Genomic DNA, 15,806 nt, shown 5'->3' with positions numbered 1-15,806 from the left:
AAATCTTCCATACTTTGTTCCAAAACATCAATACAAGTGTGATTTATATTAAATGTTCTGAATACTATTTTAATATTATTTAATTCTTGATATAGGCTTTTAAAAGTTTTGGTTGCGATTTTTAATTGTATAGTATTTTGATTATATAACCTATGGTCAAAAGCTGAAAACTCATTCCAAACATTATCCATTTTAGTTTGAACAATAGAGTGTAGACTTTGATTACGATTATTCTTTTTTTGAATAGAAATAGCAATATATAAACCTATTAAGGCGGTTATAACACTTAATAAAGTCTCAACTACATTTACTTCTGAATTAATTTTAAAGTATGAAAATTGTAAAGTAAAATAAGTAATTAAGCTACCACCAAAAAAAGATAGTAAAACGATGAAAATATTACTTCCTCTTTTCATAAATATACTCTTTTATTTTATCAATATATTTAGGAACTTCATTAGAAATAAGTATTAAATTATCCCATACTTCATTTGGTTTATATTTATTACCTAAACGGCTAAATGCTTCATTTAAAAATGAACTGGCATATCCATAAGTACCATCCAAATCTATTTGAAGTTTTACTTTTTTCTTAAGAGCTTCTTCGTATTTTGGAAGCAATATTTTATCATAAAATTCTTGACCAGAGAACTCACCATCATCATAAGTTCTTGCACCTGGTGTATCTGTGAAATCATCACATATATTTATTTCAACCATAGTTTTTATTTTTTAATTGGAAAACACTCTTTTACACAAGTTTGGTCAACTTTCCAGTAATAATAAGTGCCCGAAAATGCATTTTTTAATTTGTACCTTATACTTCTATCGAAATCGATGTACACATTATTTGAAATTACAACTAAATTTTTGATATGATTATCACTATAATTATCGAAAATTGTTGGTAAACCTTTACCTCTCCAAGACAAACCTGTACGTGAGTCAATTCCATTCTTAAATGCAGTTTCTATTATATCCACATTGTCCTGAAATAAATTTACGAAATTTTTCAAGATACCTTCTGTAAATGTTTTTATAATGCCTTTCCCATTGTCTACAAAGGAAAATTTAACGGTATTATCTGTATCTGAATGACTAAGAGCGAAGTGCCATCTTATCTGATTATCTTTCTTGAAGGCGTGGTCGCACGAATTTCTCATCATTTCAAAAACACAACTATAGACTGATGGACTCCTACCTTTTTGCTCCCATATAGTCTCCATTGACTTGGCAATTTCAAATGCTAATTCAGATTGAGGAGTGTTATTATCACCAGTATTTAAAATCGTATTTTTTGAATTGCTATTGCTTTCATCAACCTTACCATTAACAAATTTAAAGAAGCCCGACTTTTCTAAAATTGCCTTACAAGTTTTGTCTTTAGGCTTCGTTCCTGTAAAAACTATGCCAGCTCTAACTAATTCTTCCATAACAGATAACAACATTGATATTGCACCTTCTCCAATCTCTACAATATCATCCATTATGATATTCATATGTTGTCCGCTTCTACCTAAAGCTTTAATTTTATTTATATAACCTATAACATCTTCACTATATTCATATTCCAATTTAAATTTTGATGGTGTCCTTAAATCGAGAAAAGAAAAGCTATGATTTTGCGGTATTAAACCCGAAGTTGATTGACGTAATGAACGAGTTTTCCTTATACGTTTTTTATTTCGTAATTCACGTCTACCTCTTTTTAATAGATACTTTTTTTGTTTTGGGCTTAATTTTTTCATTCAAATATTTAGTACTATTTATAGAAACCAAAGGTTATCTTTTCCAAATTCAGGTATTTCGTTGCCGTCAAAGTGTGGTAGCATTTCTGCAACCATTTCAGGGTATTTAATGGTAACTGGTAAATTTTGTTGGCGTACCGATTTCCAATACATTCTACTGAATTGATATACTTGGTCTATAAGTTCTCTAACTGTTTTTATGTCGTCTACCAATTCCTTTTGAGTACAGTAAATTTTTAGTTTTATCGGGAATGGGAAACCATCATAGAAATTAAACTGATTGTTGCTGTATCGGGTATTGTTGAACAACAGGAATTTGTTGTAGCCAATATTGATGTATGTACCGCTTAGTGGCATTAAATCCTTCCAACCTAAATCAAATGCTACTATATCTGATGATTCCGTTTTGTTAATGGAAACTATGAATACTGGTATTCCTAATCCTAATCGTTTTAAGCCATCTTCTATGGGTTGTAATTCATCTTGGCTCATTGTCTTATAGAAATGAATTACTAAGCGTTTTATATCAGGGGTTAGGGCTGCATAATCTTTTACCGATTTTATAATAGAACCCGCTAATTCTCTTGTCTGGTCTTGTTGGAAACATTCAAAACGATTAAACCTTCCATTATTAGAGAAACTGAATGCACTTCCTATGTATTGAACATCAAAATCAGGGTTTTTAAATGCTCCTACACCAACTACTAATTCTTTCTTTACAGTATTGTCCAAACGCCAAGGAATACCGTTTAATTTGGCTAAAATAGCTATGGCGATATTTGGTAGACTAAAGTAATATTTGTCGTTACTCATTACTTTCTCAGCATCTATCACCTGAGAAGAAATACCTTTTTTAAGTAGCAACTCTTTCAGTTTGTAATAAATCTTACGTCTTGATTTATCTGGTGAGTTTTTGGAAAACGGACTAATGTAAATAGCTATGTATTGAATATCAGGTTCAAAATGCTTTTCGGTAATCTTAGTGTAAATTTCTGACCAAGGATTATCTAAATCTTCAAAACATATACTGAACCCTTTTTCTGTATGGTAAGGCGTGTGTATAAACTTTGACAAACCACCAAAACCTCTTTCTGTACCTCTAAAATATCTGTCCATTTTCTTAGCAACCTCTACATCTTGCTTATGGTATATAAAGAAAAAATGAATGTTTGAAGTATCACTAAAATCAAATGGGCCATATTCTTTCATACCGCTCATAGGTACAATATGCGTTTTACCATCACCAAACAATAGCTGGTTGCTATTGCTTTTAACCTTACCTAATCTAATTTCTTCAACAGGAATAAACCCATTTGAGGTAATAGGTATGAGTTGTTTAAATTCTGCCGTATTTAGATACGTTTTATAAAAGAAATCTATTGCAGTTTTAAACTTTATGTACTTGTTGGATTTATCAGGTGCTTCCGTGGTTTCACCTAAGGCATCCCGAATATCGAAGTTCCAAACAGGAAATACTTGGTCGTAAGCTCTTTTACCTGCACTTGGCAATTCATCAAATTTATACAGTCCATTTTCAAATATCACCCAATTAAAAGCCATTGGGGAAACAAACTCTTGGAGTTCTTCAACTGACTGTTTATAGACTTTTGAAGTACCCTCAAAGGTTACCAGTAGTTCGAGTTGCTTAGTTACCGTCTTGAATTGTACTTTTAAAGAATATCGGTCATAAAGGTTAAATTGACCTGTTCTATCTGATTTTTTACTTGGTAGCCAAACTTCTGTATCGCTGATAAAATTAGGTTTGACCAAAAAGCCTTGCCCTTTGAAATATTCGTGTATTAAGTAATTGTAATACCGTTTTAATATGGAAACCGATAAAGCCGAATTATTCACAAAGTAAGAACGTTCTTCTCCGTTTTCATCTTCTTTAACCTCATAGGTTGGATTTACCGCTTTGGTTACTGGATAAAAACCTTCTACTTCTTTTGTGAATGATGTGTAATAATGCTCCTGTTCCCCAAACTCCTCAATAACCTCATCAGGTACAATCCTATAATTTACTCTTGTAAGAGATTCATCTGCTACATTAGTAAAGTAGAGTGTTAGTTCTTCCTGAGGATGGTTAAAGGTTAGGATGTTGAAACAGTGATTTTGCATTGTGATTTACATATTGGTTATCATTAAGTTTTATTGTTTGGGAGAAATTGCTTGTTTGAAATAATTACTTGTTTCAGGGTCAGAACAATAAATATAACACCCTTTCATACCTCTCGTCATTAATGTTCTGTATGTGTTTTTAATAATAGTTTTTAAAAGTGGTTTCCAATAATCAGGGTTTTCCTTAATTCCTTTTTTCCAACCAAATACGGTTCTATCTCCACTATCTCTTTCACTCGGATTGACTAATACTTCACCATCTCTAACTATCAAATCATTTCCAATAATAACACCAACGTAATCTACTTCTAAACCTTGGGCTGTATGAATACAACCAATTTCAGATACCGAATTAGGGTCAATTATCCATTTACCTCCATAATCCGTCATATTCCAACGCATATTGAAACCAAACTCATCCTCCTTAAAATCGTATGCAGATGGTTTTTTTTTACTATCCCATTTCCAACAATAACCTGCTACTAAACGGGCTTTATTGTTAATTTCATTTTTTTCATAAATAGCTTCTTGAAGTTTTTTAGGATTGTCAAATACCTGAAAATCAAACTCATAATCAATAGAGTTTAAATCGTAATTTGCAGTCTCTTTAATTTGTAGAATATGGTCTACCCAAGCCAAGTAACCATCAGAACCATTACATCTAAACTGAGATTCTAATTTCTGCTTGTGAACTGTTATTCCTAATTCCTTTGCCAATTCTTCGATAACATAGGTTTCACCATAATCATCAACAGAAACTCGCTGATTTTCATCTATAAAAAATACTGACGATAATGAAGAATTTAGTATTTCTTTAATTTGATTATCACCTCTTTTTAAAAAGCCTGTCTTTTCAGTTAAGCGGTGAGCTTCATCAATTATTAATGTGTTAATTACATTTTCAGGAGCATTAATAAACGTACCAGAACCCACAAATAATGATTTTAGTTCTGTCATTCTTTTTTGACCTTTTAACTTTTCAAAATAAACATCACGAGGTGCAGAAGTCTTTGTCACATATTGAGACATTTTACCTCTGCGGTTTAACTCAACAAGGAGATTGATAGCTACAACAGACTTTCCTGTGCCTGGACCTCCTTCTACAATTAATACATTTTTGTTTTTTTCGTGTGACTGAAGAGCTAACTGAAGAGCTGTTTCATAGACAACTTTTTGGTCATCTATCATAATAAACTCCTTATTTCCCTTAATCATACTTTTCAAGCTATCCGCAAGACTTTTGGTAGGTTTTATTTTCCCATTATCTATACGAAACATAATATTAGAGTCATCTCCTTGTTTGATGTATTTTTTGATAAACTCTCTCAGTTTAATAGCATCAGGTTTTAGAAACACAGGAGCTTTATCTATGTAATAGGAATAAAACTCATTCGTAATATTATTATCAGGCACATAATTATGAAGGTATGCACAAGGATAGAGAGCGATTGACTCTTCATCTACTGTTGCATTAAATGAAGTTAACAGTGCTGCGTATGACCAAGCTTGGTAAGATGGATGACTCGTTTCAGATTCACCAAATTGAAATCTTGTTTTAACAATACCATCCTTTGAGGTTATATCAGCGTGTTGCCATTGTTTTAACTCAATTATAATTACATTTTCTTGGTCTCCATCCTTTCCTGTAATGATGAAGTCTACACGCTTAGATGTTTGTGGAAGATGATATTCAATAGAAATTCCACAATCTTCAGGAATTGTAGGGTCACTTACAACCCTTTCCATATAACTTAATGAGTTTTCAAAAGACCTTATTTCGTTAGGAGAAACTTTGTTTCCTGTTTTTTCTAAAATATGACTTGTTATAATATTCCCAATATCATTCGTCAAAATGTCATTACTAAAATCTTCTTTGGTTTTATTGTATACTATCATAAATCAGTATATTTTTTAGCTGTACCCTTTGACTTTGAGACTGGGTATTTTTGATTATTCTTATCTATTTTTTCTGAAATAATCTGATTTACATCAAGATTATGTTTATTGGCTAATAACAAGGAAAAAGAAAGTACATCTGCTAATTCTTCTTTTAATCGTTCAATATTTACATCTTCATTGTCCTTCCATAGAAATAACTCTAAAAGCTCACCTGCTTCAATTGAAATTGCTGCTGCTAAATCTTTAGAGTTATGAAATTGCTCCCAATCTCTTTGGTCACGAAAGTCAATTAGCTTTTGTATTGTTTCCTTTAAATCACTCATTACCTATAATTTTGTTAATTGTTTGGCTAATTCGTATTCCTTATCAAAAGGCATTTGGAGCTGAGACAGCATTTCAGGAAGAGCAATAGCCCAACTTACATAGTAATAAGCCAAAGCTTTATATCCGGAAAACTTTGTGTTCTTTATAGAAGGTATTGAATAACCATCTTTGTTAGGGTCTATACCAGACATTCCTAAAGTTGCAAATTCAAAAGCTAAATCCTTAACCTTGTTTTTTTGCATAGGAGAGAAATATTCTATTGCACCAGCCATATACATTGCAACTGCTGAATTAAGTTCTTGGTCTGAATGACTTTCCAAAAACTTTTTCATTTTTCGCTCCTTTGATGGGTCAATCGAATTTAGTCCGTAAGGATCAGATTCGATTTCAGAAAGAACGTCATCAACAGTTTTACGTCTGTGCTCTGATTCTGCTATTAGTTCAAAGTAGGAGTCTAACTTTAAATCTTCCGCCCAATGTTCTACTAATTCATATTCTTCACCAGGTTCTTTATCTTCTCTATACTCTAAAAATTCTTTATACAGCTCTTTTGCTTGATTTAATTCTAATTTAGAAGGCTTATGGTCATTGATTAAATCAACTTCATATAAACTTTTGAAATGAAGTGCATTAATTAAATTAAAGATTTTAGATTTAGATAATATACCTGTTGGAGTATTTTTTACGATTTCAGGTTTTGTAGTAGCTTCGACACCTTCTTGTATCATTGCTAACATTGACAAAAACTGGAACGGTCTAAGCTCTGGGTAACGGTTATATATTCTATCTTCAATAAAAAGGTCAATTGGCGTATTGTAAATCTGTCTATTTATACCATCAAAGAGTGCTTGTAGATAATTTGCAATTGCCTCTTCAGCGACTCCTTTCTTATTTAAATTATGAGCAAATTTTTCTAATGAATAAAAAAACTTAGACTTTAAAGATTGGTTGGTAATAAATAGTTGATTTTCGTGTACCTCTCTTGCTTCAGTTGCCAATTCTAAGTGCATCAACTCGTGCATTACCAAATGCTCTACAGCGGGATATGATGACTTATATTTTACAAGATGGTAGTCTCTGTTATAATTTTCTGCGAACTCTATTTTTGCAGCTGTAGGTATATCATCATCAATTTCAACCTTTATTGCTTTTTTGCATTGGTTTTCTAATTGTGTTGCAAAATCTTCAACTACTTTTTTGCCATCTATTGAGTTAGTCAGTTTTTGTGCTGATTCAATAGCCATTCTAAAACTATTACCATATAGACCATCTCTATTTGGATTTACCTTAATAGCATTTAAAGAATGCTTAAATGCATCTTCGTAATCATCTTGCATTTCACTAACTAAAGACAAAGCATAGTGAGTGTTTGAATATTTTGGATTTATTTCAATCGCTTTATTGAAATATTTTAAAGCCTCCTCAGTATTACCAAGCTGCATTAAATTTGCACCGATATTATTTAGAGCTATATTATCGTCAGGTTTAACTACAAGCACCTGGTCATAATACTTCATTGCTGTATCAATATCTTCTTTGAATTTGGCGAAGATATTTCCCATCATCAATAAAGCCCATTCATTTTTTGGGTTCCACCTCAAAGCATCTATTAAACAATTTATAGCTTCTTCTTGGTCACCTTCATCAGATAGTATTTGACCAAGTATTCTGTGGTATTCAGAGATATTTGGTGATTTTTCAATCAGTTCTTGTGCAAGTGGTTTTGCTTTATTGAAATCGCCTTTCTCACATAGACTTACTAATTTTTGGTAGGACTTACTATCCTCCTCAATTTTATTAGTATCAATTGTGATTCTAACAAATTCTTCTGAAATTTCAACTTGTGGCACAAAAGGACCTTCTGTATAGTATCTTTTAAGAAAGTCCTCTAACTCATTTATATTTCCTTTTTCAACTGGAAAAATTTCAAATAGAAAATCGTCTATTTTAAATATTATATTCATTACAATGTATAGTTCTCTGTTTCCTTAATAATTTACTGCTGTTCAATTTCTCTTAATGCAAATTTCAGAGCTTGAACTCCCACTTTTTCCTTGTCAATGACTGCTAAAATTTGGTCTACTAACCATATTGTCAACAATTCATTTTCATTCGCTTTTAAAATAGAAGCCAAGAGTACAACCTGCTCACGCTTTGCTCTTCTTTCACCACGCTCTATTTTACTGAACATTGGTGTATCAATTTCTAATTGAGCTGATAGCTGTCGTTGCAATAACCCTTGATTTTCTCTAAGTTCTTTTAAACGTTCGCCTAACTTCATGACAATTTATTTTTTGACTTGTCAAATATTGGCTAATATAGGAAGAAAAGACCAATACAAAAGAAGGAAAACCGTAAAGTCATTAACTAATTATCAACATGATAAATTCTTGAACAATAAGGGTATTTATACAGGACTTTAAGGAAACCGAGGAAACTAAGGATATTTAATCCTTAGCATCCTCAACATCCTTGTTTTCCTCAATAGAGAGGTTTGTATAGGTGTCCTGTTGCTCACGGTGAATGAGGTTGGACTTTATAAAACCAGTGATATAGCCTTCGGCTGTTTTTGCAGGAATGTTTAGTTTCTTGGCTACTTCCAAATACTTCTGACGGTTAAAGTTTCTTGGTAAAGCGTATAGGAATTTTTCTTTACGGTTCATTCGGGTAGGTTTGGTTTCTTCTTGTGGAAGCTCACCAAATACTTTACTGGAATGTTTTACCAATACTTTAATCATAGCCAATGCGGTTTGAAAATCTCTTTCTTCACAAATGAGTTTATTAGAAGTATCTCCAGTTTCTAATATTCTTAACGCTGAAAAGAGCATACAGAAACGGAATGCAATTAGCCCTAATCTTCTAATGGTAGCCATATAGTCCATCCCTTGAAGATTGAGGTATTTTACCTGTATCTCACTAAAGAACTGATTGAATTGCTCTTGTTGGTCTGCGGTTAAGTAAAACTGAAAATCGCCATTGCTTTTGAGCAACTTATGCAGTTCGTAGAACTGGTTTCCTAAATTCTCAAAGTAATCATCTAATCCGTTATCGGTAGTGCTTGCAAATACGTTTTTCCAAACAGGCTTTACATTCATAAAGTAGAAAATAAAGCGGCTGAACAAGCCGTTTTCTGCACTTGGTATTAAAGCCGAAACTTGTTTTGGCGTACCTGAAAGGACGGTAGATAGACAAGGACTTTCTATATCTACAAATTCACGGTCAGTTCTGCGGTAATAGGAAATAGTTTCGTGGTGGAATGCTTTTCTAAAACCATCACTATAATTTCCGTAATCGCTTTTAAAGGCGTGTGCCAAGGTATCACCTTCGGTTTCAAAAATCAATCCTTTTCCATCACTATCTCCTAATAATTGATATGCACCTGTAGAACTATTGTTTGCAGGAATAAAGAGCATTTTTTCAGGTGGTTTAGCTGGTTTTTCTACCCCTTCAACTTTGCCTTTATTGGCATTGTACTCCGCCATTTCCAATTCAAAATGTTGCTTATGCAATTTGGCTTCTTCTCGTAATTCCTTGTGAATAGGATTTACCAATTGACGACAATGCACCAAACGCCCTTTACCTGCGGATGCTTGTGCCGTAATGAATAGAAATAGATTGGAGAATACTTTCTTACCGTCATAAATACCGTAGAGTTTAGGGAAACACGCACTAATAGCCGCTAATGACCCTAAGAGTAAAATATCTCTTTCTTCATCTGATGTAGCTACATCGACCACTTGTTGTAAGTATTCGGGAAGCTCAGGATATAAGAATTTAGGGAATGTTGGCATTATTTCCTTAATCGGTTCTTCTTCCTGGTATTCTTGTACTGGTGTAGCCTTTGATGATTTGTGATTACTACTTTTAGCGTTATACTGGTCATTGGATTGTGTTACAATAGAAACGCCTGCTTGTTTAGCAAGAAAGAAAAAGGTTTTCAATGAAACACCTTGACCTTTTGACTTTAGACAATTATCAAATTGCTTATCACATTCCTTTGTATTGTAACCTGAATAATATTGGCTTACTCTATGAAATAAACTTCTTCCAGACTCTCCAAATTCATCAGCAAAAGCGAAACCGATATTTATCCAATCGTTGTAATTGGGAGCAATATCAATATGATTAGCTTCTATGTTTTGAATGACTTTCTCAACTTCTGAGTTATCATCTGTAACTGGTTGGTAGTTCTGTTCTGTATATTGCTGTTGTTGGTTTGAATTATCCATCCATTCCAACGGATTAAACGTCTTTTTTTCCATTATCTATAAATATTTTGGATTGATAAATACATTGGGGTCGTGAGGTAAAAAACAGGCTCTTGAAATGTCTTTACCCGAACCATCTACTTCCAAGTTGTATGTGTGTTGGATGTAATTGGCAACCGCCTTGAAATAATCTTGATGTTTGACTTTGGTTAATTCAATAGGAATAACCCATTTTAACCCATCACCCGAAGGGGATGTAAAAAGAAGCTCAGTTTCAAAGTATTCGTCTTTGAGAAGTTCTTCCTTTAATGTGGAAATATTACTGATGTGGTCAAAGTCAATCGTTAGAAGTCCTGAATGCTTTTTTAGGTGTTTATCATTTCGCTTGGAAAATGCACCTGAGAAGGTGACATAATCGAAATTAAACGCTTTGTATTTTCGGGCTTCTTTAACATCTTGAATGTTGCGTAGTGTACTTGTACACGTAGCAAATTCATTGCCTTGAATGAGGTTGTAAACCTCTATCAAGGTTATCTCTTTTGTAGGTACTACATTGGTAACAGGCTTTTTGTAATAGCTGAATACTGGTGGTTTTGGTTTTATAATTTCGGGTTCAGGTTCTGTAAATATTACTTCCTCCTGATTATAAAAACCGTTTTTCTGACCAATACGCAAATGCAATTCTTCATTTAGCTTATCCAGTAATTCCTGACCAGAAAGCTTAAAATGTAGTGCTGCAAAATCAAATACATTGCCGTCTGCAATAGCTTCTTCGCTATCGGTATGCACCGCACAATTATCTACTACCTTAACCCATAATGTAGGCTTGCCTGCATTAAATGGGTTTTTAGTGGGTTTGCAGTCCCTTCCCGAAAGGGAAAGAACTGTTTCGCCCGGATAGTACTGTCTTAACACATAGGCATAAATATTTAGGCCATAATGTGTTTTGCTTAATATGGCTTTTCTATTTACGTCCATCACACTTGAAGTTTGGATTGTAATAGTTAGCCTGTAAAAGCTCCTCAATATCGGATACCTTGTAGTAAAACTTTCCGCTTATTTTACTGTAAGGAATTGTGCCGTTGGTTCTGAATGTTTGCAAAGTGCGTGGACTAATGTGTAGCATCTGCATAACATCCTGATTGTCTACCCATGCATTTTTAAGGTATTCAACCTTTATTGCATTAAGCAATTCAATACGTGTTCTTAGGTCTCTAACTTCCTGAGAGAGTGCCACCAGTAAATCGATTATTTCAGTCATAGCTTTACCCTCCCTTTTTTGATTAGATAATCAGCTGCTCTCTGTTCGATTTCATCAGTAGTGGCATTGCGGTTACGCAATAGCCATTGGTCTAATTCCTCACGGTTGAAATAGAGTTTCTTACCGTTGGGTTTGTAATGTGGAATGCTTCCCGCACTTGTGAGTTTATACAAGTGAGATTGTGATAATTCCAAGTACTGACAAGCTTCATTGAAGTTGAGTACATTCTTTAGTATTAGATTTTGGTCTAATACGTGTTTCTCGATAATTTCAAGTCTTTTTAAAATCTCTTCCATCTTATTATGGGTTTGAAAATTTGTAAAAGACTTCAGGCCTAAAGTCATATTCGATGTCCGAATACAGTGCTAAAGTAGATTGACTTTAAGGCTGTTATGGGGTGCAGAAACAAGGTGCAGTGTAGAGTGCAGAGTGCAGAGTGGGAAAACAAAAGCAAAAACCCTTATCGGATTAGAATAAGGGCTAAATAAAAACTGAAAAAGAATAGGAAGTGTAAAGTGCAGAGTAACCTATTTTAATAGGTTTACGGCATTATCGATTTTATCTCCAGTAAGATTTGGACGTTTTAATGACCTGAATTTTGAACGGTCGAACGGTTCTCCGTTTTCATCAACAAAACAATTGCAAGTTACTTGCCATTGCTTTTGCTTTAAATCTTCAACCAGTTGTAAATCTTTGTGAATGCGTTTTACGAAGTAATACAAATCACTTGGTAATCCAGTCCAAATAACTGGTGTATTGATTTCAGAACCTGAGAATACCTTTTTAAAAGTCGCTAAAGGTGTATCAGCACTTATGAAATTGTTGAGCTTTAAGCTATCCCATAAATCACCAAGTTTATCAGGACTGGTGTTGTATTGTTTGTAAGTGAAAGAATTGAACGGAATAGGTTTGTCCGTTGTTTTTGGTGTAGGCTTCCTTACTGGTTCAGGAGCTACCTCTATAACTTGTAGTTTCTTGATGTGAAGTTGTTCGGGAATAGGTTCATTTAATAATTGGGTGTAGAAGTCCTCCACAATAAACACATCATCAACCCAATCTTTAAAAGCTTCCTGAATTTCTAAATACAGCTGCATATAACCAAGTTTGAGCAACTGCATAATATAGGTGTTTGCTTTATGTACATGGTCTAACTGATGCGAGGTATTTTTTGGATTTATGTACACAAGTGCATAATCCTTTTTCTTTAAAAGTTCTCCAAGGTCTTTCAAGCGTGTTTTTAATCGTTTGTTTAGAGTATCATTAAGATAGTAGCGAATTAGGTTCTCGTTTCTATCTTCATCAATCTTGTTATAAAGACTATCGAAATCAGATTTAACGGTATTCAGAATAAGCCTTGAATAGTACTTGGTTTTATTGTCAAATGGTCTGAAAAATTCAATTTCAAACTGTAAGGGCTGTTGAGGTGTGTACTCCTTTAAACTTCTGAATTTTGAAGCAAATACATCATCCATACTATTTTGAGCAAGCCAAGGTCTTAACTCATAATCAAGGATTTTATCTAAGGTGTTGTTTTGCTTACTCATAAATCCAGTTTAATTCTGTTAGCGGCTTCTTTCTTTTGTTGGTCGATTACCTTAGCATAAATCTGAGTGGTTTTTAATTCTCTATGACCGAGTAATTTTGAAACCGTATAGATGTCTGTTCCTGCGGAAAGCTGTAGTGTAGCGTAGGTGTGTCTTGCACAATGAAAGGTTATGGTTTTAGATATTCCTGCTCGCATCATCCATTGCTGCAACTTTAAGTTGTGCCAAGCTGAATAACGCAATCCTTTAAATACTCTTTCGTCCTTATCCTGACGTACACCGAGCAAGCCGAAGGCTTGTTCTGAAATAGGAAGGGTTTCCGCTCCTTTGGTTTTCTTTTGTCTGAAACGGATGTAGTAACCCATTTCATTTGAATGTTGAACTTCTGACCAAAGCAACTTATTTACATCTGACCAACGCAATCCGGTAAGACAAGAAAATATGAATGCTGTTTTCATTAGTGGAATTTCACATTCCGATTGTACCGCAGCTTGTAATTCTTCAAGCGTTAAAAACTCTCGCTGAGGTTCTCCTTGTTTGAATGCTTCTACACCTTCAGAAGGATTGGTTGGAATGATACCATCTTTAACCGCTTGTTTTAATGCAGCTCTTAATTTGTTGAAATAGGAGTACTTTGAATTTTGAGATAAGTTCTGGTTACTCTTTGTTTTGGCATCCTTATCAAGATATTCTTTAAAGCCTTGGACAAACTTTCTATCAACTTCCGCAAAAGTGATGTCCATAGGAATATAGGATTGTAAATGCTTTAGCATACTATCCCAATTTCCGTAATTACCTGAGCTGTCTTTTCGCTTATCGGTAAGAAGCTGAACGTAGTTGGTAAAACTGGCTTTTAATTTCTCATTGTCACGGAAGCCATAAACACCGTTTTGGATTTCGATTTGTCGCTGTGCTCTAATTGTCTCAGCTAATTGAAGTGTTTTTTTATTGACTTCCTTTTCGTCCTTGGTTTTGGCATTAGGGTCTAAATAGAGTTTTAAATACTCTGTTTTACGTTTGCCTTTGTGGTAGTAATCCAAGTATAAACTGGTCTTACCACCTTGATTGCGTTTTCTTAGTGTAACCTTCATATCTCAAAAAAATTTGCAGTTGTTTCTGTAACAGCAAACTTGTTGTTAGCAACAAAATTTGTTTCTATAACAACAAATTAGAAACGAAATATACGTAAAAAAGGGCAAATTAGCAACAAATAAGAATAGTTAAATACGCATAAACACCAATAAAACAAGGATTTAACTAATCAAAAGAAGTGTAATTACTTTCCGATACAAAAATTAGCAAAAATATTTCCTAAAAGCTCATCGTTTGTAACACTTCCAGTAATTAACCCAAACTGGTAAAGAGCTTCTCGAATATCAATTGCTAATAAATCACCAGATATTCCTGTATCGAGCCCATACTTTACTTTCTGGATTTCTTCCAAAGCTTTTATAAGCGCATCATAATGTCTGGTATTTGTAATAATTGTTTCATTATTTCTTAATGCGCCAGTGCTTATTAAATATAAAAGAGTATTTGTAAGTTTTTCAACTCCATATCCAGTTTTAGCAGATAATAACTGTATTTCAGGAATTTCAGTCTGCATTTTAGCTATCTGAATATCATCAACTTTGTCAATTTTATTAGCAATGACTAGAAGAGGTTTTAAAGGATATTTATTTTTAATTTTTTCTAATTCTACTTTAAACTTGGAACTTTGAGCTTTAAACTTTTCAGAATCAAACAAGTAAATAACTACTTGTGCTTGTTCTATTTTCTCGAAGGTTTTTTTAATACCAATACTTTCAACCACATCTTCTGTATCTCTGATACCTGCCGTATCTATAAATCGAAATCCAATGCCTCCAATAGAAATTTCGTCTTCTATAGTGTCTCTGGTAGTTCCAGCAATTTCTGAAACAATAGCTCTCTCTTCATTTAACAAAGCATTTAATAAAGTCGATTTACCTACATTTGGCTCTCCAACAATTGCTACTGGAATTCCATTTTTTATAACATTTCCTACAGCAAAAGAATCTACCAATCGTTTTAAAACAAAAGTAATACGTACTACCAATTCTTTAAATTGAGATCTATCAGCAAATTCAACATCTTCTTCAGCAAAGTCTAATTCTAATTCAATTAATGAAGCAAAGTTTAAAAGTTCTTCTCGAAGTTTAGCTATTTCACTTGAAAAACCGCCTCGCATCTGTTGCATGGCTATTTGGTGTGATGCTTCATTATCGCTAGAAATTAAATCGGCAACAGCTTCAGCCTGACTTAAATCTAACTTACCACTTAAAAAAGCCCTTAGAGTAAACTCACCTGCTTGAGCCATTCGGCATCCATTCCTTAAAAACAATTGTAAAATTTCTTGCTGAATATACACTGAACCATGACAACTAATTTCAACAACATCTTCTCCAGTATAAGATTGTGGGTTTTTAAATAATGACACCAAAACCTCATCTATAGTTCTGTTTCCATCTATTATATGACCAAGATGAATACTGTGTGTATCTTGTTCTTTTAATTCTTTATTATGTATTGATTTAAATAATTTTGACGAGATGGCTATAGCATCTTTCCCTGATAAACGAATAACAGCAATGGCTCCTGCTCCAGAAGGTGTTGCTAATGCTATAATTGTGTCTGTTTGATTCATGCTACAAAAATAGTAAAATGAAAGCACAAAATAGGTTTA

General features: G+C 33.5%; 15 protein-coding genes. All 15 read right to left on the bottom strand.

Annotated features, from left to right (window positions below):
- On the bottom strand, positions 1 to 416 hold a 416-nt coding region (locus FVF61_RS05510), incomplete at its 3' end, for a hypothetical protein (protein ID WP_148454188.1).
- Positions 400 to 720 carry an STAS-like domain-containing protein gene (locus FVF61_RS05505; protein WP_148454186.1) on the bottom strand — a complete coding sequence of 107 codons (321 nt, stop codon included), beginning with the start codon at positions 718 to 720 and terminating at the stop codon, positions 400 to 402. The genes FVF61_RS05510 and FVF61_RS05505, both read right to left, overlap by 17 nt.
- 5 nt (positions 721 to 725) lie before the next feature.
- On the bottom strand, positions 726 to 1,748 hold the full coding sequence (locus tag FVF61_RS05500; RefSeq protein WP_148454184.1) for a hypothetical protein: 1,023 nt from the start codon (positions 1,746 to 1,748) through the stop codon (positions 726 to 728).
- Between the two features lie 18 nt (positions 1,749 to 1,766).
- Positions 1,767 to 3,866, bottom strand: a complete 2,100-nt coding sequence (locus tag FVF61_RS05495) for a Piwi domain-containing protein (protein ID WP_148454182.1) — start codon at positions 3,864 to 3,866, stop codon at positions 1,767 to 1,769.
- Between the two features lie 30 nt (positions 3,867 to 3,896).
- Positions 3,897 to 5,762 carry a DUF2075 domain-containing protein gene (locus FVF61_RS05490; RefSeq protein WP_148454180.1) on the bottom strand — a complete coding sequence of 622 codons (1,866 nt, stop codon included), beginning with the start codon at positions 5,760 to 5,762 and terminating at the stop codon, positions 3,897 to 3,899.
- Positions 5,759 to 6,088, bottom strand: a complete 330-nt coding sequence (locus FVF61_RS05485; RefSeq protein WP_148454178.1) for a nucleotide pyrophosphohydrolase — start codon at positions 6,086 to 6,088, stop codon at positions 5,759 to 5,761. Before FVF61_RS05485 ends, FVF61_RS05490 begins: the two co-directional genes overlap by 4 nt.
- 3 nt (positions 6,089 to 6,091) lie before the next feature.
- Positions 6,092 to 8,053 carry a tetratricopeptide repeat protein gene (locus FVF61_RS05480; protein ID WP_148454176.1) on the bottom strand — a complete coding sequence of 654 codons (1,962 nt, stop codon included), beginning with the start codon at positions 8,051 to 8,053 and terminating at the stop codon, positions 6,092 to 6,094.
- 32 nt (positions 8,054 to 8,085) lie between these two features.
- A complete protein-coding gene (locus tag FVF61_RS05475) occupies positions 8,086 to 8,370 on the bottom strand; it encodes a helix-turn-helix domain-containing protein (RefSeq protein ID WP_148454174.1) in 285 nt (94 codons plus the stop codon).
- Positions 8,371 to 8,536: 166 nt separating this feature from the next.
- Positions 8,537 to 10,351: a DUF3987 domain-containing protein gene (locus FVF61_RS05470; RefSeq protein WP_148454172.1), complete on the bottom strand. Its 1,815-nt coding sequence runs from the start codon at positions 10,349 to 10,351 to the stop codon at positions 8,537 to 8,539.
- Between the two features lie 3 nt (positions 10,352 to 10,354).
- The gene (locus FVF61_RS05465) at positions 10,355 to 11,275 is read right to left on the bottom strand and encodes a BT4734/BF3469 family protein (RefSeq protein WP_148454170.1); all 921 of its coding nucleotides are present in this window, start codon (positions 11,273 to 11,275) and stop codon (positions 10,355 to 10,357) included.
- Complete coding sequence (locus tag FVF61_RS05460; RefSeq protein WP_148454168.1) at positions 11,262 to 11,558, bottom strand: helix-turn-helix domain-containing protein; 297 nt, start codon at positions 11,556 to 11,558, stop codon at positions 11,262 to 11,264. Before FVF61_RS05460 ends, FVF61_RS05465 begins: the two co-directional genes overlap by 14 nt.
- Positions 11,555 to 11,854, bottom strand: a complete 300-nt coding sequence (locus tag FVF61_RS05455) for a helix-turn-helix domain-containing protein (RefSeq protein ID WP_148454166.1) — start codon at positions 11,852 to 11,854, stop codon at positions 11,555 to 11,557. The genes FVF61_RS05460 and FVF61_RS05455 overlap by 4 nt, the downstream gene beginning before the upstream one ends.
- Positions 11,855 to 12,085: 231 nt before the next feature.
- Positions 12,086 to 13,102, bottom strand: coding sequence for a DUF6617 family protein (locus FVF61_RS05450; RefSeq protein WP_148454164.1), 1,017 nt, complete (start codon positions 13,100 to 13,102; stop codon positions 12,086 to 12,088).
- The gene (locus tag FVF61_RS05445; RefSeq protein WP_148454162.1) at positions 13,099 to 14,193 is read right to left on the bottom strand and encodes a site-specific integrase; all 1,095 of its coding nucleotides are present in this window, start codon (positions 14,191 to 14,193) and stop codon (positions 13,099 to 13,101) included. The genes FVF61_RS05450 and FVF61_RS05445 overlap by 4 nt, the downstream gene beginning before the upstream one ends.
- A gap of 185 nt (positions 14,194 to 14,378) precedes the next feature.
- Complete coding sequence (gene mnmE / locus FVF61_RS05440; RefSeq protein WP_148454160.1) at positions 14,379 to 15,767, bottom strand: tRNA uridine-5-carboxymethylaminomethyl(34) synthesis GTPase MnmE; 1,389 nt, start codon at positions 15,765 to 15,767, stop codon at positions 14,379 to 14,381.
- Between the last annotated feature and the right edge of the window lie 39 nt (positions 15,768 to 15,806).

The organism is Xanthomarina maritima, from assembly GCF_008084905.1.
GTDB lineage: Bacteria > Bacteroidota > Bacteroidia > Flavobacteriales > Flavobacteriaceae > Xanthomarina > Xanthomarina maritima.
This window is presented reverse-complemented; position numbering and strand designations above follow the sequence as displayed.